This is a genomic window from Vibrio pomeroyi, assembly GCF_024347595.1.
Classification (GTDB): Bacteria; Pseudomonadota; Gammaproteobacteria; order Enterobacterales; family Vibrionaceae; genus Vibrio; species Vibrio pomeroyi.
In genome coordinates this window covers 360,051-381,504 of the sequence record NZ_AP025506.1, presented here as the reverse complement: position 1 = coordinate 381,504, position 21,454 = coordinate 360,051, and the positions used below count along the sequence as shown (strand labels likewise).

Here is a 21,454-nt window from a genome sequence, read left to right as displayed (position 1 = left end):
AACTAACCGCCCAGTACAAAACATTCAATCAGCCGATAACACCAACAAACAACACGCAAGCAGCACAAACCAAACCAAAACACCGCCAAAGCACGCTGATATTGGATTTTCTTGTTTGACGCTCAGAATAAATTGCGGTAAATATGGTGTTAACAGTTTATTTACGGATATTTGTGTAATGATTTTTTCTTCTTCTCGACTGCTGAAACTTCTCCTTATCGTGAACCAATCGCGCGGGTAAGTTGTGGGTCAAGAACTACACAAATATTAAAACCCGCGCTGAGCGGGTTTTTTTGTAACTGACACTTTTAAAAGAACATCATTCTTAATAATAATTTGGATAGCAATCGATTCATTATCGATATAAGGAAGCACCCATGAACGATCAAGTGATAATTTTTGACACGACCTTACGTGATGGCGAGCAAGCGTTGGCTGCAAGCTTAACGGTAAAAGAGAAATTACAGATCGCTTATGCACTTGAACGACTGGGTGTAGATGTTATTGAAGCGGGCTTCCCAGTGTCATCACCAGGCGATTTCGAGTCAGTACAAACCATTGCAAAGAATATTAAAGACAGCCGAATCTGTGCACTTTCTCGTGCAGTAGCGAAGGATATCGACGCCGCTGCAGAAGCGTTAAAAGTCGCTGAGCAGTTCCGTATTCACACCTTCATTTCTACATCAACGGTTCACGTTCAAGATAAATTGCGCCGTAGCTACGACGATGTAGTTGAGATGGCAGTAAAAGCGGTTAAACACGCTCGTAACTACACAGACGATGTTGAGTTCTCTTGTGAAGATGCAGGCCGTACGCCTATCGACAACCTTTGTCGTATGGTTGAAGCAGCAATCAACGCGGGCGCCAAAACCATCAACATTCCAGACACAGTGGGCTACACAGTACCTAACGAGTTTGGTGGCATTATCAAAACGCTATTTGATCGCGTTCCAAACATCGACCAAGCGATCATCTCTGTTCACTGTCACGATGACTTGGGCATGTCGGTTGCTAACTCAATTGCAGCGGTACAAGCCGGTGCTCGTCAAGTTGAAGGTACTATTAACGGTATAGGTGAGCGCGCTGGTAACTGTTCTTTAGAAGAAATCGCAATGATCATCAAAACTCGCCAAGAGTTACTAGGTGTTCATACTGGTTTGAATCATCAAGAGATTCACCGTACCAGTAAGTTGGTTAGCCAGCTTTGTCACATGCCAATTCAAGACAACAAAGCTATCGTCGGTGCAAACGCGTTCAGCCACTCTTCAGGTATTCACCAGGATGGCATGCTAAAGAACAAGAACACTTACGAGATCATGACTCCTGAGTCTATTGGCTTGAAAAACAAAGCGTTGAACCTAACAAGCCGTAGTGGCCGTGCTGCTGTTAAGAGCCACATGGACGCAATGGGTTATAAAGACAATGAGTACAACCTAGATTCATTGTACGAAGACTTCTTGAAGCTTGCTGACCGTAAAGGCCAAGTGTTCGATTACGACTTAGAAGCATTAATGCACTTCGCGAATCTACGCGATGAAGATGACTTCTATAAACTTAACTACCTAAGCGTACAATCTGGTAGTGTTATGTCTACGACCAGCATCAAGCTGCAATGTGGTGATGAAGAGAAGTGCGAAGCCGCTGTCGGTAACGGCCCTGTTGATGCGCTATACCAATGTATCTACCGCTTAACTGGCTACGAAATCGTACTAGACAAGTTCGACCTAACCGCAAAAGGTGAAGGCGAAGATGGCTTAGGCCAAGCGGACATCATTGCCAACTACAAAGGTCGTAAGTACCACGGCACGGGCGTTTCAACAGACATAGTTGAAGCTTCTGGTCAAGCGCTACTGCACGTTATCAATAGCATTCAACGCGCAGACACCATTGCTGAAATGAAACAGCAAAAAATCGCGACAGTTTAAGTACCCAATAACAGAGCCCTAGAGCCGATGTTATTGGCTTTAGGGACAAAATTTAAAACGAGCCAAATAGCTCAGTAACAAAGAATTAAAGGATTAACATGACTGATAAATCATACAAAATTGCCGTACTACCTGGTGATGGCATTGGCCCAGAAGTAATGCAACAAGCACATAAAGTGCTAGACGCGATCGAAAAGAAGCACGCAATTAGCTTTTCTCGCGAAGAGTATGATGTTGGTGGTATTGCGATTGATAACCACGGCTGTCCACTTCCAGAAGCAACAGTATCTGGCTGTGAAGAATCTGACGCAGTGCTTTTTGGTTCTGTTGGCGGTCCTAAATGGGAACACCTTCCGCCAAACGATCAACCAGAGCGTGGTGCCCTACTTCCTCTACGTAAACACTTCCAACTGTTCTGTAACCTACGTCCTGCGCAAATCCATAAAGGTCTAGAGTCGTTCTCTCCTTTACGTGCTGACATCTCAGGTAATGGTTTCGACATCGTGGTAGTACGTGAGTTAACAGGCGGTATCTACTTCGGCCAACCTAAAGGTCGTGAAGGCGAAGGCGCAACTGAAAAGGCTTTTGATACTGAGGTTTACCACCGCTACGAAATCGAGCGCATTGCAAAGATTGCTTTCGAATCTGCTCGCCTACGTAACAAAAACGTTTACTCAATCGATAAAGCGAACGTTCTACAAAGCTCTATCTTGTGGCGTGAAGTCGTTGAAGAAATCGCAAAAGATTACCCAGATGTAACGCTAAACCATATGTACATCGACAACGCGACTATGCAGCTAATCAAAGATCCATCTCAGTTTGACGTAATGCTTTGTTCAAACATCTTCGGCGACATCATCTCTGATGAGTGTGCAATGATCACTGGCTCTATGGGAATGCTTCCTTCTGCAAGCTTGAACGAAAGCAACTTCGGCCTATACGAACCAGCAGGCGGCAGTGCTCCAGATATCGCAGGCAAGAACATCGCAAACCCAGTTGCACAAATTCTTTCTGCAGCGCTAATGCTTCGTTACAGCCTAGGCGAAGAAGCGGCAGCACAAGACATTGAAACAGCGGTATCTAAAGCGCTTTCAGCAGGCGAGCTAACAGCTGACCTTGCAGGCGACAACCAAGCGCTGACCACCTCTGAAATGGGTGACAAGATCGCAGAGTACATCTTAGCTTCATAAGCTAATAGCTCGGAAATAGAAGCAAGTATATAAGAATAATATCAAGCCAAGTCAGCGGAAAATTGCATGACTTGGCTCGAAACAAACACTGGGACTGATACTCCCAAGGAAGAAAAGCTATGTCGACAAACCAGCAAGCCAAAACCTTATACGAAAAAGTTTATGACGCGCACGTTGCAGTAGCAGCGGAAGGCGAAAACCCGATTCTTTATATCGACCGTCACCTAGTTCACGAAGTAACGTCGCCTCAAGCCTTTGATGGATTACGTGAAAAGGGCCGTAAAGTTCGCCAAGTCGGCAAGACTTTCGCGACCATGGACCACAACGTATCAACCCAAACCAAAGACATTAACGCTTCTGGTGAGATGGCTCGCATCCAAATGGAAACGCTATCGAAGAACTGTGAAGAGTTTGGTGTAACGCTTTACGACCTAAACCACAAATACCAAGGTATTGTGCACGTAATGGGCCCTGAGCTAGGTATTACCCTGCCAGGCATGACTATCGTATGTGGTGACTCACACACTGCGACACACGGTGCATTTGGTTCATTAGCATTCGGTATCGGTACTTCAGAAGTTGAGCACGTTCTAGCAACTCAAACGCTAAAACAAGCTCGTGCTAAAACGATGAAGATCGAAGTAAAAGGCAAGGTTGCTCCAGGCATCACTGCAAAAGACATCGTGCTAGCGATTATCGGTAAGACGACTGCTGCAGGCGGTACTGGCTACGTAGTAGAATTTTGTGGTGAGGCAATTACTGACCTTACGATGGAAGGCCGTATGACAGTATGTAACATGGCTATCGAACTTGGCGCTAAAGCCGGCCTAATTGCTCCAGACACAACAACCTACGAGTACATCAAAGGTCGTAAGTTCTCTCCACAAGGCGAAGACTTAGAAGCCGCAATCCAATACTGGGATACGCTAAAAACCGATGCTGATGCAGAATTCGATGCAGTTGTGACACTAGAAGCAGCAGACATCAACCCACAAGTAACTTGGGGCACGAACCCAGGTCAGGTTATCTCGGTAGACACGCCAATCCCAGCACCAGAAAGCTTCTCAGACCCTGTTGAAAAAGCATCGGCAGAGAAAGCACTGGCTTACATGGGCCTTGAAGCAGGTAAATCTCTATCTGAATACAACGTCGATAAAGTGTTTGTGGGTTCTTGTACTAACTCTCGTATCGAAGACATGCGTGCAGCAGCAGCGGTAGCGAAAGGTCGCCAAGTTGCAAAACATGTGCAAGCGCTTATTGTTCCGGGTTCTGAGCAAGTAAAAGCTCAAGCCGAAGCCGAAGGCTTAGATGTTATCTTCAAAGAAGCAGGCTTCGAGTGGCGTCTACCGGGTTGTTCTATGTGTCTTGCAATGAACAACGACCGTCTTGGTCCACAAGAACGTTGTGCTTCTACATCCAACCGTAACTTTGAAGGTCGCCAAGGCCGTGATGGTCGTACGCACCTAGTTAGCCCTGCAATGGCTGCAGCTGCAGCGATCGCTGGTCACTTTGTCGATATTCGTGAACTTTAATTAGAGGATTTAACATGTCAGGTTTTCAACAACACACCGGATTAGTCGTTCCTCTAGATACGGCCAACATCGATACTGATGCGATCATTCCAAAGCAGTTCCTACAAAAAGTGAACCGCATTGGTTTTGGTAAACACTTGTTCCACGACTGGCGCTTCCTAGACGACGCAGGCCAACAGCCAAACCCTGAGTTTGTGATGAACGAGGCACGCTACCAAGGCGCTTCGATTCTACTGGCTCGTGAGAACTTCGGTTGTGGTTCATCTCGTGAACACGCACCTTGGGCACTTGCTGATTACGGTATCCAAGTGATGATTGCGCCAAGCTTTGCAGACATCTTCTACGGTAACTCGATCAATAACCAAATGGTTCCAGTTCGATTGACTGAGCAAGAAGTGGATGAGATCTTCCAATTCGTAGAAGCGAATGAAGGCGCTGAAGTTACTGTCGATCTAGAAGCAATGAAAGTGAGCGCGAATGGCAAACAATACTCATTTGAAATTGATGAGTTCCGTCGTCATTGCCTACTGAACGGTTTAGACAACATCGGCCTAACACTGCAGCACGCTGATAAGATTTCTGCGTATGAAGAAAAGATTCCAAGCTTCCTAAAATAAAGAAGCCTTGAAATAGAAAAGCTGTTTCAAAAATCGAAAAGGTTGGCTCAATGCCAACCTTTTTTATTTGGTGGAATTTTTAGCTTAACTTAATGTGCTTATTAAGCTCAGCCCTTTATTTAGATCAGTTCCGCTATTTAACTGAAAAGCCATGAAAGAAAACCGTAAAGCATAAGGTCTTAGTAGTTAGCTATCAGGAGAATGCCATGAAACAACTACTCGTTATTATCAGCCTACTTTTTTCAACCTTAGCTTGGTCGGCACCTAAGTCTGAACTGTGGCCGTACTGGAATCAAAGTAATGAGGCCAACTCAGAACAAGTTTCTCATCAAAGCTGGCAGCAATTCCTCGATAGCTACTTGGTTAAACAGGGGCAACATACGTTAGTCCGTTATCAAGCAGTGACCGTTACAGATAAATCAAAGTTAAAGCAATACATCAAGCAGTTAGAACAGGTTAACCCACTCGACTATTCAAAAGCAGAGCAGTATGCCTATTGGATTAACCTATACAACGCCGTGACTGTCGATTTGATTCTTGATGCCCACCCAATCAAATCAATTACCAAGCTCGGCGGCCTATTCAGTTTTGGTCCCTGGGGAGATGATGTCGTCGTCGTCAATGGTAAATCACTGACACTCAACGACATTGAGCACAGCATCCTAAGACCAATATGGCGAGATCCACGTACACACTACGCCGTAAACTGTGCCAGCCTAGGGTGCCCAAACCTACAAATTCAAGCCTTTACGGCTGACAACACCGAGGCTCTACTAGAACAAGCAGCCTCTGAGTTTGTTAATAGTGATAAAGGTGTGTTGGTTGAAGGCAATAAGCTCAAACTATCATCGATTTATGAATGGTTTGCTGTGGATTTTGGTGACCAAAATCAGCTAATTCAACACCTAGACCAATATCGAGCTAAGCCAGTACCGAGTGCTAACAAAATCAACTATGAGTACGATTGGTCACTCAACCAAGCAAACTAATTTCAGTCACTAAGAACACAACTAAAACGAAAAAAGAGGCGAGCGGTTTATAAACCACTCGCCTCTTTTTTATTGGACCGTATTTCTACAATTAAAAGCTTGAGCCCGGTTGTTGCAAGAACTCAACCTCTTCAGGCGTAGAGGTTCGTCCTAAGACTTCATTGCGATGTGGATAGCGACCAAAACGCTCAATGATAACCTTGTGCTTAAACTCAAAATCCAAATTGTTCTCTAGCCCAGTTTGAGAAAAAAGCTCAACGGCTTGCTCATGAATCAACAGAGACTCACTGTGCATATAAGGCATGTACAAAAAGCTTTTCTTTTGTTGGCTAAGCTGATGGTCAAAACCACCTGCTACCGCTTCTTGAGCTAATGCTAACGCCATAGGATCTGCTGAAAATGCAGCTGGGCTGTTTCTGCCAATATTTCTCGAAAACTGGTCCAGCACAATAATCTCAGCTAAACGCCCTTGTGCATTTTGACGCCATTCAAACAGCTCTCCTTGAATCGCAGTTTGGTGTAAGTCTGAGAATCGATCGTTAATCAAAGCATCAATTTTTTCACCGCCAGTAAACCAGTCATTTGGTGTCAATTCACCAAACCAAAAATCTAGAACGTCCTGATAAGTTATCGTCATATTTATTCCTTTAAACAAAAAGAGTCGCTCCTATGAAGCGACTCTAGTGACGTTATTTAAAACCTTTAACCTTCTTAATTAGGTCATAAGCATTTTGAATTTCTTGCGATTTTTCTTTCGCAACGTTCATCATCTCTGGTGGTAAACCTTTCGCCATCAACTTATCTGGGTGATGTTCATTCATCAGCTTGCGGTAGGCTTTCTTCACTTCTTTACCGTCGGCACTTTCGCTCACATCAAGAACCTTAAAGGCATCCGCCAATTGGTTTTGTTGTGAAGCTTGTTGCCAGCCAGATGACTGACCTTGGTGATGACCGCCACCGAAGCTTCCGCCCTGTTGCTGGAAACGGAATGCCGCTTCTTGCATTTGCAAACGACGCTCGAGTTGCTCTGCTGAGAAACCAAGGCCTTGAGCAATCTTATGCAAAACCTGACGCTCACTTGGGTGCAGGCTTCCATCTGCAAATGCTGCTGAAACTTGAAGCTCTAGGAAGAACTGCAGAAGATCAAAACGCCCACCTGACGAGATCTTTACGCGCTCAAGTACATCACTTAGCGGGAAGTCGCTTTCTTTACCGTCACGGAATGCATCTTGTGCTGCTTTGCGTTGATCTCCATGCAGGTTCATACGCTCCATCATTGTAGAAGCGAGCTGAATCTCTTCTGGCGTAACCTGCCCCTTGGCTTTAGCAACATGTCCCATAACCGCAAAAGCAGATTTGAAAAACTCATTTTGCCTCTCGGCTTGGCTTGGCCCTCGTCCAAAACCAGATGTATTAAAACCCGATTGGGTCAATCGACGAGCTTTATCGAATTGGTGCCCTAAAAATAGGCCAAAAATTAGACCAAGCGGACCTCCAAATAAAAAGCCAAAAAAAGCGCCCAAAATTTTGCCAAATATTTGCATTATGTGTTCTCTATCTATGAATTTTATCTGAGTACTGCTGTCTTATGGTGCTGAATGCTAATATTTCCTTTATCATAAGGAAAATGCTTTATTAATTGGATTGATACTAGATCAACCCTTCATCTAGTGACACAGGATAGTTCAACTTCATGCAATGTTTTTCCCGCACCTTGTTAGCCGCGTCTATAAGCACCGCTTTATACGTGTCGACAACTCAAGCTGAAACAATAACCGATAGTAGTGTGCAGGAAATGCCCTCTATAGATCAATGCTTGATCGAACCCGCTGCCGAAAACGAGACACAACTGCCCGCTCATGTGGAATCAGATCGCTTAGAGGCTATCAATGGTGACAAGGCAATATATTCAGGTGATGTAAGAGTTACGCAAGGAAACAAGACTATCCTTGCCGATAATGTAACGCTTCACCAACAAGAAAACATCGTTGTAGCTGAAGGCAACGTAAACTTTAGTGACGGTCAAATTAAGTCGGTGTCGGATAGAGCGACTAACAATCTGACCACAGATGAAATGACGCTAGAAAACACCGATTACGAATTTCTTTGTGAACCAGGCCGTGGTGATGCGGTATACATATCTAAGACAGGCAAAGCTGTTTACGAAATTGAAGATGGCTCAATCACCTCTTGCCCTATCGGTGACAACGCTTGGCGCCTAAGAGCTTCAAGTATCAGCGTCGATCAAGATGAAGAACAAGCCACTTTCTATAATCCGCGTTTTGAGATCCAAAGCGTTCCTGTCTTTTACTTGCCTTACTTGACCGTACCTGTCGGCGACACACGTAAAACCGGATTCTTGTATCCAACGGTTTCATACGGTTCAAGTGATGGCTTCGAAGCTGAGATTCCTGTGTATTGGAACTTAGCTCCAAATTACGACTTGGAAACCACATTCAAGTACATGCAAGAGCGTGGCACGCAACTTAACAGTAAATTCCGCTACTTGAGTGACTTTGGTTCGGGTAGCATCAAATCTGAATACCTACCCGACGATAAAAAGTTCGAAGAGAAAGGTGACCGATGGGGTGCTCAACTAGAACACTCAGGAATATTCCAGCAATCTTGGTTATTTGAGATTGATTACTCAAAAGTCAGTGACATCGATTACTTCACTGATGTGAGTTCAAGCAGCATTGGTAACCGTGAAGATGGCCAGTTACTTCAAGAAGGTAAAGCGACTTACCGTTCTCAAAACTGGGATGCATCGGTGCTTGTCCGAGATTTCCAAGTCCTAACCGATACAACGAATAATTTACCTTATCGACTAATGCCACAACTCGAGTATAACTATTATGCTCCAGAGGTAATGGATTACTTAGACTTCGACATGATCAGCCATGTCTCTCTCTTTGATACCGACGCTTCAGGTAAGCCTTCTGCTACTCGTGTACACGTTGAGCCAGGGATAACCGTCCCGGTAGGTAATACTTGGGGTACTTGGACAACCGAAGCTCGATTACTTGGTACATACTATCAGCAAGACCTTGATGGAGTAGATACGACTAATGAATTTATTCCGGGAACAACAGACAAGAACCCATACTACGGTCTTGAAGATACGACATCTCGTGTAATACCTGAATTTAGGAGCCACGCGGGTATCGTGCTAGAGCGTGATACCACAATTGTCGGCAACTACACTCAAACATTAGAGCCACAGGTTCAGTATTTGTATGTTCCGGAACAAGATCAAAGTGAAATTGGTCTTTACGATACAACACTACTTCAAACCGATTACTATGGTCTATTTCGGAGCCGAAAATACAGTGGGGTAGACCGTATTGCGTCAGCAAATCAAATTAGCTATGGCGCATCATCTCGCTTTTTTGATGATGAGTACCGAGAGCGCTTAAACATCTCCTTTGGTCAAATTTTCTATTTTGATAAAGATGCAAAGCAAACTTTAAGCAGCGAAGACTCAAGTGATAAAACTAATTATTCATCTTGGGCTATTGAAATGGACTTCAATTATGATGATTATCTTTTCTACCATGGCGGTGTGCAATACGACATTGATTCATCTTCGATGCAACTTGCTAACAGCACACTAGAGTACCGTTTTGCAGGCGGCTATATACAAACCAACTACCGCTACGTTACAGAAGAATACATAAATGAAACTGTAGATTTTGACGTATCATCAATAACAAAAGATGGTATTTCACAAGCCGGCTTACTTGGTGCTTATCAAATTTCACCGAAATGGAGCACTAGTGCTCAATACTTCTATGACTTGACCACACAAGAAGATCTAGAATGGTTAGCTCGTTTAAATTACAGATCGGATTGTTGGTACATCGGCTTTACCTATAGTAATCGTTTAACGAATAACATTAGTGTTCCAAATACCACACCTGAATATGAAAACAACTTCAGTGTGAACTTCGGTATTGTTGGTTTCGGTACCAACATAGGCTCTGATTCCGGTGCTCTTGGAGAAAGTAGTTCTGATAACTCTCTCAGCTACGGTCGTCCATTCTTCTTAAACAACTAATTTTCTTTATTGATAAAACATCAGTAAATTTAAAGGATTACACATGACATTGTGGAAACGCACATTAATAGCTATCGCAGCAGCTTTTACTTTATCAACAAGCTACGCAGCCCCGGTTGAACTAGATAGCGTAAAAGTGATCGTGAACGAAGGCGTGATTTTGCAAAGTGACATCGATGCTTCGATGAAAACGCTACGCGCAAACGCTAAGAAAAGTGGTCAAACATTACCGTCACAAGATGTGTTGAATGAACAAGTGCTAGAAAAACTGATCATCGATACGATTCAAACTCAAGAAGCGGAACGTATCGGGGTTCGTATTGATGATGCCCGACTTGATCAAGCAATCGAAGGCATCGCGAAAGACAACAACCAAACCGTAGAACAACTTACCGCATCGGTTGCTGAAGAAGGCCTGAGCTACAATGCATTTCGTGAGCAAGTAAGAAAAGAGATCGCAGCAAGCGAAGCTCGTAACGCGCTCGTTCGTCGTCGTATCAACATTCTTCCAGCAGAAGTCGATAACCTTGCAGACATCTTAGCGCAAGAGACTAACGCGACGGTTCAATACAAAATTGGTCACATTCAACTTCGCTTTAATGATGATCAAACAAAAGAAGAGCTAGAAGCTCAAGCTAAAGATTTAGTTGAAGAACTAAACTCAGGCAAAGACTTCAGCACCATGGCTTATACTTACTCTAAGGGCCCTAAAGCACTGCAAGGCGGTGATTGGGGTTGGATGCGTAAAGAAGAGATGCCAACCATCTTTGCAGACCAAATCAAAATGCAGAACAAAGGCAGCATCATTGGCCCATTCCGTAGCGGTGTTGGCTTCCACATTCTAAAAATTGAAGATGTGAAAGGCCTAGAAACCGTAGCGGTAACTGAGGTGAATGCACGCCATATTTTGATTAAGCCTACGGTGATCCTAAGTGATGATGGCGCGAAGGAGCAACTTGAAGAAATCACACGCCGCGTAAATGCTGGTGAAGCGAGCTTCGGTGACCTCGCTCAACAATACAGCCAAGATCCGGGTTCAGCGGTTCAAGACGGCGAGCTAGGCTATCAAACACCTGACTTGTACGTACCAGAATTCAAGCACCAAGTAGAAACGCTACCTGAAGGAAAAATCAGCGCGCCATTTAAGACCGTTCATGGCTGGCACATCGTTGAAGTTCTTGACCGTCGTGAGGTTGACCGTACGGATTCAGCGTTGAAGAACAAGGCTTACCAAATTTTATTTAACCGTAAGTTCAACGAAGAAGCTGGTGCTTGGTTACAAGAAGTAAGAGCAAGTGCCTTTGTTGAAATGGTTGAGGGCGACCAAGATGACAACTAAACGCATTGTCATTACCGCGGGTGAACCAGCAGGGATAGGACCAGATTTAACTCTGGCTCTATCTCAAGAGAGCTGGCCTCATCAACTCGTGGTTTGTGCCGATAAGAAACTGCTAGCCGAGCGAGCGAAAATCCTAGGTATTGACGTAGAGCTGCTGGACTACGACGCAGATGCGGCTAAGCAACCACAACGCTCTGGCACACTGGTTGTGAAACATGTTCCACTCGCTGAAACGGCTACTGCTGGCCAACTCAACGAGGCTAACGGTCATTACGTATTAAATACTTTAGAAACCGCAGCAATTGGCTGTATGAATGATGAATTTGATGCTATTGTCACCGGCCCTGTTCACAAGGGTGTAATTAACCGAGCTGGCGTTGCTTTTAGCGGCCATACTGAGTTCTTTGCAGAGAAGTCCAATACACCGCTCGTGGTGATGATGTTGGCAACTGAAGGGCTGCGTGTTGCGCTAGTAACAACACATATCCCACTAGCTTATGTATCTCAAGCCGTAACCGAAGACAGATTAGAGCAAATTATTGCGATTCTGAATAAAGACTTGGTTGAAAAGTTTGCTATTGAGAAACCAACTATCTACGTATGTGGCTTGAATCCACATGCAGGTGAAGATGGTTGTTTGGGTCGTGAAGAAATAGAAACCATCACCCCTACGCTAGAAAAAATTCGCCAAAAAGATGGCATCAATTTAGTTGGCCCATTGCCAGCAGACACCATCTTTAATGAAAAATATTTGCAAGATGCAGATGCTGTTTTAGGTATGTATCACGACCAAGTACTCCCGGTATTGAAATACAAAGGGTTTGGTCGCTCAGTGAACATCACGCTTGGCTTACCGTTTATTCGCACATCAGTCGACCACGGTACCGCCTTAGACTTGGCAGGGAAAGGCCAAGCCGATACAGGGAGCTTTAGAACAGCGCTCACGCACGCCATTGAATTAGTAGAGAAAAAGCAATGAGAAATGATGTCCACTTAGGACACAAAGCGCGTAAACGTTTTGGTCAAAACTTCCTTAACGATCCATACATTATTGATGGCATCGTATCGAGCATTAACCCACTACCAGGTCAAAACCTAGTAGAAATCGGCCCAGGCCTTGGCGCTATTACTGAGCCTGTAGGTAAGCTTGTCGATAAATTTACTGTTATCGAATTGGATAGAGACCTTGCAGAACGTCTTCGTAACCATCCGGATTTAGCTGACAAGCTAACAATCCGCGAAGGCGATGCGATGAAGTTCGACTTCCAAGAGCTTGTTAAGCCAAACAATAAGCTACGCATCTTTGGTAACTTGCCATACAACATCTCTACACCTTTGATGTTCCACCTTTTTGAATTCCATAAAGACGTACAAGATATGCACTTTATGCTTCAAAAAGAAGTGGTTAACCGTTTGGCAGCAGGCCCTGGCAGCAAAGCTTACGGTCGTCTTACTGTAATGGCTCAATACTACTGCAAAGTAACGCCAGTGCTGGAAGTGCCACCAACGGCTTTCGTTCCGCCACCGAAAGTAGACTCTGCAGTTGTACGCCTACAACCATATGAAGTGTTACCTTACCCAGCAAAAGATCTAAAATGGTTAGATCGTGTTTGTCGTGAAGGCTTTAACCAACGTCGTAAAACGGTTCGTAACTGCTACAAGAGCTTAATTGATAAGGAAGTGCTTGAAGAGCTTGGTATCAATCCTAGCATGCGCCCTGAGAACTTAACGCTCGAGCAGTTTGTCGACATGGCAAACTGGCTGCATGACAGTCACAACGCTGATAAATAAATAAAAAAGGCTCCTACACTTCGGTTAGGAGCCTTTTTTATGTAATACTTTAATTACATTAAGTATACCAACAACAAAAGGTGCGAATATGGATATATCTACGCCTTGTATCAAATGCCAGGTTCACTCTAAATACATAGAGGAACAATCAGAACCAACGAAGAACCGTTACGTCTTCGCCTACATCATAACCATCAAAAACCTAAGTAAAACAACGGTGCAGCTGATGTCTCGCCGCTGGTTAATTACCGACTCTAACGGCAAGCAACTCACCATTGAAGGTGATGGCGTGGTTGGACAACAACCCGTGATTGAAGCCAATGACGAATACACTTACACAAGTGGTACCGTCATCGAAACCCCCGTGGGTGTTATGCAGGGTCACTATGTGATGACCGATAACAAAGGCATTGATTTCATCACTGAGGTCGATCCATTCAGACTCGCGATCCCGAATATTCTCAATTAGTTATACTTCAGCATCTACAGGAAAATACTGTGTCGAATTATATTGTCGGAGACATCCAAGGATGCTTCGACGAACTTCAACTCTTACTTAAAACCGTTAAATTTGATAAACAAAAAGACACTTTGTGGGTCGCTGGTGACTTGGTCGCAAGGGGCCCTAAGTCACTTGATACACTCAGATTTATCCGGTCTTTAGGGGAATCTGCGAAGGTAGTATTAGGCAATCATGACCTACACCTGCTCGCCGTCTCGCTTGGTCTTTTTCCAGCAAAAAAGAAAGATCAAACTCAGCAGATCCTAGATGCTGATGACAAAGATGAGTTACTTGAGTGGCTTAGAGAGCAGCCGTTGATGCAAGAGCATGATCAATTTGTCATGACCCATGCGGGGATATCGCCGCAATGGACAGTAAAGCGAGCGCGTAAAGAGAACAAAAAGATCACAGGTCTATTGCGCTCAAAAAAATGGAAGTGGCTGATTGAGAACATGTACAGCAACGCTCCTGACTTATGGTCGAAAGATCTGAGCGATATAGAACGTTATCAATACGCGATCAATAGCTTTACACGTATGCGCTTCTGTTTTCCTGACGGGCGGTTAGACATGGGATGCAAGCTACCTCCAAAGGAAGTTACTGACAACGAATACATTCCTTGGTTTGACCTCCCTCAGAGAATTCAGTTAGATAAAACCGTGCTATTTGGGCACTGGGCAGCACTTGAGGGCTATAACGGAAAGGATGTGATTGGGCTTGATACTGGGTGTGTTTGGGGCGGAGAGCTAACGGCACTTCGCTGGGAAGACAAACAGTTTTTTACTCAAAAAGCGTTATAGATATACGGAACACTTGCGCTACTCGTGCTGCAGAGCAAGTGTTTTTAAATTAGGACTTAGCGCTCGAGAATCACAAACACCATATTGTGTTTGTTTTTCTCATCCGCTTGATACGTATCATTAAAGCTCTGCTTCCAACCTTCTCCCCAGTCTGGGAATTGAGTGTCGCCAGCAACATCAAAATCGATATAGGTTAGGTACAACTTATCCGCTTTAGGTAGGCAACTTTCATAGATTGAACCACCACCGATAATCATCACCTCTTCAACATCACTAACAAGCTCCAGAGCATTTTCAATAGAAGTAACCGTCGTCACCCCTTCGATCTCTAAGCTCTCATCACGGCTGATCACAACATTCAATCGACCTGGTAGAGGACGCCCGATTGAATCGTAAGTCTTACGTCCCATTACGACAGGTTTACCCATAGTTGAGCGCTTGAACCATGCGAAGTCCGCAGGTAAATGCCAAGGCATCTGATTGTCTTTACCTATTACACGGTTGTTTGCCATTGCTGCAATCATGCTGATGATCATAAATCGAAAGTCCTGTCCTTAACTGGAGAAAATTGATGCTAGACGATAGGTCTACGGCGGTAGAATAACAGCCCAGGCACAGCTAAGCCAACCGCCAGTCCGGCGATAATGAACATCGATTTCAAAAAGTTCTCCATCAACATTGCCAGTAATTCAGGGCTGTACCCTGCTCTGTTTATCTCAACCATGGCAATCATCGCTTTAAAGGCAAAGACACCCGGCACCATTGGAATCAAAGCTGCGACCGTAAACACCTTAGGGTGCGCTAACAATTTATGCGACCAATGCACGCCAATCATGCCTACTATTGTCGCGGCAAAAAAGGTGGCCCACTCAATAGGGACACCAAAGTGCATCATCAAATAACGACTGCCGTGGCCAATAGAACCGCCCAGCGCACAATAAATTAAGGCGCGTTGTGGAACATTAAATACCAATGCGAATCCGACAGCGGGAATCGCGGCGAAAAACATATCGTTGAGTAAACCTAGAAATAATTCAAAAAGACTCATTAGCTCGCCCACCCCCAAACATCAGACAGACTCATCGCAGCGACAATACCTAAGCTTGTCGCTAGTGTGAGCAGACTGGCCATGGTAAAACGCGCTAAGCCCATGTTTATGTGACCTTTAAGCATATCTGCAACGGAGTTAATCAGAGGGAAGCCTGGCACAAGCATCAACACCGACGAAGCCATCACAATCGTGGGTTGACCGCCAATATTGTAAAGCACAGCTTGAGCCGAAATGGTGGTGGTCACGAAAGCCGTGATCGCAAAATTTAATAGCGGATTGAAATGGCGATGACCAATCTCTTGTCTGACGATCATGCCACAAGCAGAGGCAATAAAGGTCATCATGAATACCTGCCAATCACCGCCCGCAAGACGACTAAAAGAGGCACACGACAGCCCTATCATCACGACCACTATCCAACGGTTATAACGCTCAGGGCTGATGCTTTGGATCTTCTTATACGCCAATCCATAATCGAGAATTCCCTTCTCCATCATGATACAAACTCGTTGAATGTCGGTGATCACTTGCATGTTAATGCCACGATCAGCACAGCTTCGAGTGGTGGTAATACAGTGATCATTCATCACAGTCGTGACTACAAGCGCATTGGCTGATAGTGCGACTTCAACTTCGTCAACACCGCAAGCGATGCCAATGCGGCGCATGATATCACCAACTAAAGTGCTTTCAGCACCGTGTGCCAATAACATTTGTCCTGACTGAGCGACCAATCGAGAGATCGCTCTTTGCTTTGATGCCATGATTTCCTTCCCATAGGCGTTAACTAGTTAGAATAAATTCTGCATTAAAATCCGACAGTACATAATGATTTAGATACAAAAAAACCGCAATTTTCATTGCGGTTTAATAAAACTATCGGCGTTCTTTAGAAGAAGCGACCTAAGTGTTCAAAGAAATACGAGGATTAGTCACGAACGTAGATAACATGACCGTCATCTTCTTCGTCGTCCCAATCATCCCAGTCGTCATCATCTTCAGTAACGACATTCTTACCACTCATCGCATCTTTATGGTAGTCATCCCACATAAAGTCTACTTTTTCTTCTTCTTCAACTTCTTCAATTTCACGAGGTAGGTTCTCCATGAACTCACCTAATTTGAAACAAAGATCTTTTGTGCCCATTTTGTTCACAGCAGAGATCTTGAAGTATTCGCCTTCCCAACCTAAAGCATCGATGATTTCTTGAATCTTTTCGTCTGCTTCTTCTTCTGGCATTAGGTCAACTTTGTTGAATACTAACCAACGAGGTTTTTGTGCCACTTTTTCGCTGTATTGCTCAAGTTCATCGATGATTGTCAGTGCGTTCTGAATAGGATCAGATTCATCGATCGGCATAATATCAATCATATGAAGCAGAACACGACAACGCTCAAGGTGCTTCAAGAAACGAATACCAAGGCCCGCGCCATCAGCAGCACCTTCGATTAGACCTGGGATATCGGCTACTACGAAACTCTTCTCAGGAACCACACTCACCACGCCCAAGCTTGGGATCAAAGTTGTGAACGGGTAATCCGCTACTTTTGGTTTCGCTGCAGATACAGAACGAATAAAGGTAGATTTACCTGCGTTTGGTAGGCCAAGCATACCAACGTCGGCTAATAGAAGAAGTTCTAAACGCAGTTCACGAACTTCACCTTTAGTACCCATTGTCTTTTGACGAGGAGCGCGGTTAACAGACGATTTAAAACGCGTGTTACCAAGACCGTGCCAACCACCTTTACCAACCATTACTTTTTTGCCGTGTTCAGCAACTTCAGCAACGATTTCGTTGGTATGGATATCAACCGCACGCGTACCAACTGGTACTTTCAGCGTAATATCTTTACCACGTTTACCAGTACAGTTACCGCCGCGACCATTCTCGCCACGCTCTGCATTGTAAAAACGTTGGAAACGGTAATCGATCAGTGTGTTTAAGTTCTCATCCGCTTGGATGTAAACATCACCACCGTCACCGCCGTCGCCGCCATCAGGACCACCTTTAGCGACGAACTTTTCGCGCCAAAAGCTTACTGTACCATTACCGCCATCACCGGCTTCTATTTTTACTACCGCTTCATCAACGAATTTCATTTTTTAACTCCGCACTTACGTTGCGTTACCACTCATCATGGAGTGATATAAATTCTAGCAGATCCGTGTTTAGATCGATCACCTAAGATCTAGGCCGACCTGCAACCAAGGAACAAAGAAGGAGAGGTTCTTTGCTTTAAGCTTATTAAAGCTAAGACAAGAGCGTCTGCTTTTTTATTCTCGCTATAAATAAAAAACCCTGCCGAATCGGCAGGGCTTTTGAATTCAGCTTGAAAGCTATTAAAATAATCTAGTTAAAGATTAAATTACTCAGCTTCGATGCTTACAAACTTACGGTTTTTAGGACCTTTAACAGCAAATTTCACTTTACCTTCAGTAAGAGCGAAAAGAGTGTGGTCTTTACCGATGCCAACGTTTGTGCCAGCGTGGAACTTAGTACCACGTTGACGAACGATGATGTTACCTGCAAGAACAGATTCACCACCAAAACGCTTAACACCAAGACGTTTGCTTTCTGAATCGCGGCCGTTATTAGTAGAACCGCCAGCTTTTTTATGTGCCATTGTTAAACTCTCCTAATACTTAAGCGTTAATGCCAGTGATTTTCACTTCAGTGAACCACTGACGGTGACCAGCTTGCTTACGCGAGTGCTTACGACGACGGAACTTAACGATTTTTACTTTATCGCCACGACCGTGTTGTACTACTTCTGCAGTAACCTTGCCACCTTCAACAAGAGGTGCACCAACAGCGATTTCTTCGCCGTTAGCAACAAGAAGAACTTTATCAAATTCAACAGTTGCACCAGTTTCAACGTCTAATTTCTCTAAACGAAGTGTTTGACCTTCGCTTACTCGGTGTTGTTTGCCACCAGATTGGAAAACAGCGTACATATTTTACTCCGCTTTTTCCGCACAGCCTATGGTTGTTATTTGTACAACTCGGGTGTGCGCTAAACTAATCAATAGGGCGCAGATTCTACGGGAATCATGGCGCTATGACAAGCCATATTTTTAAAAAATTGGCGAAAACCTGTTCGCCAAAGAAAAGTGCGGCAATCATGCCCTTTAGCGATGTATTAATCAACGTTTTTTAGTGTATTATTCAACAATTAAATACAACGTATAAGCCTTACAGGGTCTAACTTCAGCCGGATGAACAATGGATTTTAAAGCTATCCAAACGCTTACTGCCAATGATATGGCAAAAGTGAATGAAACAATTCAAGCCCAACTTAATTCTGACGTAAGTTTAATCAACCAGCTTGGTTTTTATATCGTTAGCGGCGGTGGTAAACGCCTACGCCCTTTGCTTGCTCTTTTATCTGCTCGCGCTCTTGGTTACCAAGGTGAAGCTCATATCACCTCTGCAGCCTTTATCGAGTTTATTCACACAGCAACCCTACTTCATGATGATGTCGTCGACGAATCGGACATGAGACGCGGTAAAGCGACAGCCAACGCAGCTTTTGGTAATGCCGCTAGCGTTTTGGTGGGTGACTTTATTTACACTCGCTCGTTCCAAATGATGACAACGCTAGGATCTTTAAAGATCCTTGAGCTAATGAGTGAAGCGGTAAACGTGATTGCCGAGGGCGAAGTTCAACAATTAATGAACTGCAATAACCCCGACACCACAGAAGAAAGCTACATGCAGGTTATTTACTCTAAGACTGCTCGCTTATTCGAAGCCGCGACCCAAATCGGCGCGATTCTTACTGAGTCGTCACCTGAAATCGAAACCGCTATGCAGAACTACGGTAAATACCTAGGCACTGCATTCCAACTGATTGACGATGTGATGGACTACACTGCTGATGGTAAAGAGATGGGTAAGAACGTTGGTGACGATCTTGCTGAAGGCAAACCAACACTGCCTCTACTTTACGCAATGCACAATGGTTCTCCTGAACAAGCAAGCATGATTCGTGAAGCTATTGAAAAAGCCAACGGGATGGAGCGTCTCGACGAGATTATGGCTGTAATGAAAGAGACAGGCTCATTAGAGTACACGACTAATAAGGCTTATGAAGAAGCCGACAAAGCGATTGCTGAGCTTTCTATACTGCCTGACTCTGAATATAAGCAAGCACTGACCACACTTGCTCACTTGGCTGTTAAACGCAGCAAGTAACTTTGTAGACCGTCTTCTATACAGACAACATTACATAGATAATAAAAAAGAGCCTCAGGGCTCTTTTTTGGTCCTCACGAAAATCTTTCCAAATCCACTCTCAGTAACGACTCGACTCTAACGACAATGGAAGTTGAGCTTCGACCTCTTCAATCTCTTCCAACGGCACTGCATACTGCTCGTGGCTGTTGTATGACTCAACCAGCGCAAATTGCTCTTGTTCATCTATAACGAGGATCTTTCCCAATCGACCTAAATGGAAATGGACGTTCATTCCTTTCTGAATACGGCTCATAATTCTTGCTCCACTCGCATCTCTAAAACACTGTTTACGAATGAGGCAAATCCAAGGATCAAAAAAGCCGATCATAATGACCGGCTCTTATTAGCAATTTTAACCTGAGTTAGTGCTGTATCGCTTATTTAGCGAATTCAACACCAATCTCGATATCGCCATTTAGCGTTTCTAGCATGCTGTCTAGAGCGTTACGTTCGAAGTCGCTCAGTTCGCCGTAGCTAAGGATCGCTTCTGCGCCCTCTTTACCTAGCTTAACTGGTTGAGCGAAGAATGGTGCGTGCTCGCCTTCACCTTCAACGTATGCACACTCAATCACGTTCTCTTCGCCTTGAAGAGCTTTCACTAGCGCAAGGCCGAAACGACAAGCCGCTTGACCCATAGATAGTGTTGCACTGCCGCCGCCAGCTTTAGCTTCTACTACTTCAGTACCCGCGTTTTGGATACGAGTTGTTAGTGCTGCGATTTCTTCGTCAGTGAACTCTACGCCTTCAACTTGAGAAAGTAGAGGAAGGATAGTTACACCTGAGTGACCACCGATTACAGGAACACGGATGTCGCCTGGATCTTTGTCTTTCAGCTCAGCAACAAACGTTTCTGAACGAATTACATCAAGAGTAGTAATACCGAATAGACGACGCTTGTCGTAAACGCCAGCTTTCTTAAGTACTTCAGCAGCGATTGGCACTGTTGTGTTGACTGGGTTAGTGATGATACCAACACAAGCAGTAGGACAAGTAACTGCGATTTTCTCTGCAAGAGACTTAACAATGCCAGCGTTCACATTGAAAAGATCCGCACGATCCATACCAGGCTTACGAGCAACACCTGCAGAAATAAGCACAACATCCGCACCTTCTAGTGCTGGAGTTGGATCTTCACCCGCGTAACCTTTGATCGAAACAGGCGTTGGGATATGGCTAAGATCGGCAGCGACACCCGGAGTTACCGGTGCAATGTCGTAAAGTGCAAGATCTGAACCAGCAGGCAGGCGGTTCTTAAGTAGTAGGGCTAGGGCTTGACCGATGCCACCAGCGGCACCAATAACAGCTACTTTCATTGTTATTCTCCTTGAGAGCTTTCTCTTATAGATTCTTTGTAGGGTAATTCTTGAGCTAAATCTAAGTTAAAAAACTATATTAATCACAAAGTGATTACAATCAATTAACG

General features: G+C 44.4%; 22 protein-coding genes. 12 read left to right on the top strand and 10 right to left on the bottom strand.

Annotated elements, in window-relative coordinates; translation table 11 throughout:
- Positions 1 to 377: 377 nt before the first annotated feature.
- The 5 genes from leuA to OCV12_RS01720 all read left to right on the top strand — a co-directional run bounded on the left by leuA (position 378) and on the right by OCV12_RS01720 (position 6,253).
- Complete coding sequence (gene leuA / locus OCV12_RS01740; protein ID WP_239717290.1) at positions 378 to 1,925, top strand: 2-isopropylmalate synthase; 1,548 nt, start codon at positions 378 to 380, stop codon at positions 1,923 to 1,925.
- 98 nt (positions 1,926 to 2,023) lie between these two features.
- Complete coding sequence (gene leuB, locus OCV12_RS01735) at positions 2,024 to 3,115, top strand: 3-isopropylmalate dehydrogenase (protein WP_261885223.1); 1,092 nt, start codon at positions 2,024 to 2,026, stop codon at positions 3,113 to 3,115.
- 119 nt (positions 3,116 to 3,234) lie between these two features.
- On the top strand, positions 3,235 to 4,647 hold the full coding sequence (gene leuC, locus OCV12_RS01730; protein WP_261885222.1) for a 3-isopropylmalate dehydratase large subunit: 1,413 nt from the start codon (positions 3,235 to 3,237) through the stop codon (positions 4,645 to 4,647).
- 14 nt (positions 4,648 to 4,661) lie between these two features.
- Entirely contained in the window at positions 4,662 to 5,264 is a 603-nt protein-coding gene (leuD, locus tag OCV12_RS01725) for a 3-isopropylmalate dehydratase small subunit (protein ID WP_017632198.1), read from the top strand.
- Positions 5,265 to 5,470: 206 nt separating this feature from the next.
- Positions 5,471 to 6,253, top strand: coding sequence for a DUF547 domain-containing protein (locus OCV12_RS01720; RefSeq protein WP_261885221.1), 783 nt, complete (start codon positions 5,471 to 5,473; stop codon positions 6,251 to 6,253).
- A gap of 91 nt (positions 6,254 to 6,344) precedes the next feature.
- On the opposite strand, the gene OCV12_RS01715 is transcribed toward OCV12_RS01720, so the two are convergent.
- Both OCV12_RS01715 and djlA read right to left on the bottom strand, forming a co-directional pair.
- Positions 6,345 to 6,890, bottom strand: a complete 546-nt coding sequence (locus OCV12_RS01715) for a DUF924 family protein (protein ID WP_261885220.1) — start codon at positions 6,888 to 6,890, stop codon at positions 6,345 to 6,347.
- Positions 6,891 to 6,942: 52 nt separating this feature from the next.
- Positions 6,943 to 7,797, bottom strand: a complete 855-nt coding sequence (gene djlA / locus OCV12_RS01710; protein WP_261885219.1) for a co-chaperone DjlA — start codon at positions 7,795 to 7,797, stop codon at positions 6,943 to 6,945.
- Between the two features lie 149 nt (positions 7,798 to 7,946).
- Between djlA and lptD the strand changes: the two genes are divergently transcribed.
- From lptD to OCV12_RS01680, 6 genes are all read left to right on the top strand, one after another.
- Entirely contained in the window at positions 7,947 to 10,310 is a 2,364-nt protein-coding gene (gene lptD, locus OCV12_RS01705) for an LPS assembly protein LptD (protein WP_261885218.1), read from the top strand.
- Positions 10,311 to 10,353: 43 nt separating this feature from the next.
- Entirely contained in the window at positions 10,354 to 11,649 is a 1,296-nt protein-coding gene (surA, locus tag OCV12_RS01700) for a peptidylprolyl isomerase SurA (protein WP_261885217.1), read from the top strand.
- Positions 11,639 to 12,628, top strand: coding sequence for a 4-hydroxythreonine-4-phosphate dehydrogenase PdxA (pdxA, locus tag OCV12_RS01695; protein ID WP_261885216.1), 990 nt, complete (start codon positions 11,639 to 11,641; stop codon positions 12,626 to 12,628). Before surA ends, pdxA begins: the two co-directional genes overlap by 11 nt.
- Positions 12,625 to 13,440 (top strand): 16S rRNA (adenine(1518)-N(6)/adenine(1519)-N(6))-dimethyltransferase RsmA, encoded by an 816-nt coding sequence (gene rsmA, locus OCV12_RS01690; protein ID WP_017632191.1) that lies wholly within the window; start codon positions 12,625 to 12,627, stop codon positions 13,438 to 13,440. The genes pdxA and rsmA overlap by 4 nt, the downstream gene beginning before the upstream one ends.
- Before the next feature lie 88 nt (positions 13,441 to 13,528).
- Positions 13,529 to 13,909, top strand: coding sequence for a Co2+/Mg2+ efflux protein ApaG (gene apaG / locus OCV12_RS01685; protein ID WP_004735899.1), 381 nt, complete (start codon positions 13,529 to 13,531; stop codon positions 13,907 to 13,909).
- Between the two features lie 29 nt (positions 13,910 to 13,938).
- A complete protein-coding gene (locus OCV12_RS01680) occupies positions 13,939 to 14,742 on the top strand; it encodes a symmetrical bis(5'-nucleosyl)-tetraphosphatase (protein WP_261885215.1) in 804 nt (267 codons plus the stop codon).
- A 56-nt stretch (positions 14,743 to 14,798) separates the two neighbouring features.
- Here the strand turns inward: OCV12_RS01680 and folA are convergent, their stop codons facing one another.
- From folA to rplU, 6 genes are all read right to left on the bottom strand, one after another.
- A complete protein-coding gene (gene folA, locus OCV12_RS01675; RefSeq protein WP_261885214.1) occupies positions 14,799 to 15,278 on the bottom strand; it encodes a type 3 dihydrofolate reductase in 480 nt (159 codons plus the stop codon).
- 38 nt (positions 15,279 to 15,316) lie between these two features.
- Complete coding sequence (locus OCV12_RS01670; protein ID WP_261885213.1) at positions 15,317 to 15,790, bottom strand: threonine/serine exporter family protein; 474 nt, start codon at positions 15,788 to 15,790, stop codon at positions 15,317 to 15,319.
- A complete protein-coding gene (locus tag OCV12_RS01665) occupies positions 15,790 to 16,557 on the bottom strand; it encodes a threonine/serine exporter family protein (protein WP_239830036.1) in 768 nt (255 codons plus the stop codon). The genes OCV12_RS01670 and OCV12_RS01665 overlap by 1 nt, the downstream gene beginning before the upstream one ends.
- A 164-nt stretch (positions 16,558 to 16,721) precedes the next feature.
- Positions 16,722 to 17,894, bottom strand: a complete 1,173-nt coding sequence (cgtA, locus tag OCV12_RS01660; protein WP_017632186.1) for an Obg family GTPase CgtA — start codon at positions 17,892 to 17,894, stop codon at positions 16,722 to 16,724.
- A 266-nt stretch (positions 17,895 to 18,160) separates the two neighbouring features.
- Positions 18,161 to 18,418, bottom strand: coding sequence for a 50S ribosomal protein L27 (gene rpmA / locus OCV12_RS01655; protein WP_004735905.1), 258 nt, complete (start codon positions 18,416 to 18,418; stop codon positions 18,161 to 18,163).
- A 19-nt stretch (positions 18,419 to 18,437) separates the two neighbouring features.
- Positions 18,438 to 18,749 (bottom strand): 50S ribosomal protein L21, encoded by a 312-nt coding sequence (gene rplU / locus OCV12_RS01650; RefSeq protein WP_004740823.1) that lies wholly within the window; start codon positions 18,747 to 18,749, stop codon positions 18,438 to 18,440.
- Between the two features lie 268 nt (positions 18,750 to 19,017).
- On the opposite strand from rplU, the gene ispB reads away from it, so the two are divergent.
- Positions 19,018 to 19,989 (top strand): octaprenyl diphosphate synthase, encoded by a 972-nt coding sequence (gene ispB / locus OCV12_RS01645; RefSeq protein WP_261885212.1) that lies wholly within the window; start codon positions 19,018 to 19,020, stop codon positions 19,987 to 19,989.
- A 100-nt stretch (positions 19,990 to 20,089) separates the two neighbouring features.
- Here ispB and OCV12_RS01640 read toward each other — a convergent pair whose 3' ends face one another.
- Together OCV12_RS01640 and mdh are read right to left on the bottom strand one after the other, a co-directional pair.
- Positions 20,090 to 20,284, bottom strand: a complete 195-nt coding sequence (locus OCV12_RS01640; RefSeq protein WP_102432791.1) for a hypothetical protein — start codon at positions 20,282 to 20,284, stop codon at positions 20,090 to 20,092.
- A gap of 124 nt (positions 20,285 to 20,408) precedes the next feature.
- A complete protein-coding gene (gene mdh / locus OCV12_RS01635) occupies positions 20,409 to 21,344 on the bottom strand; it encodes a malate dehydrogenase (RefSeq protein WP_009847834.1) in 936 nt (311 codons plus the stop codon).
- Between the last annotated feature and the right edge of the window lie 110 nt (positions 21,345 to 21,454).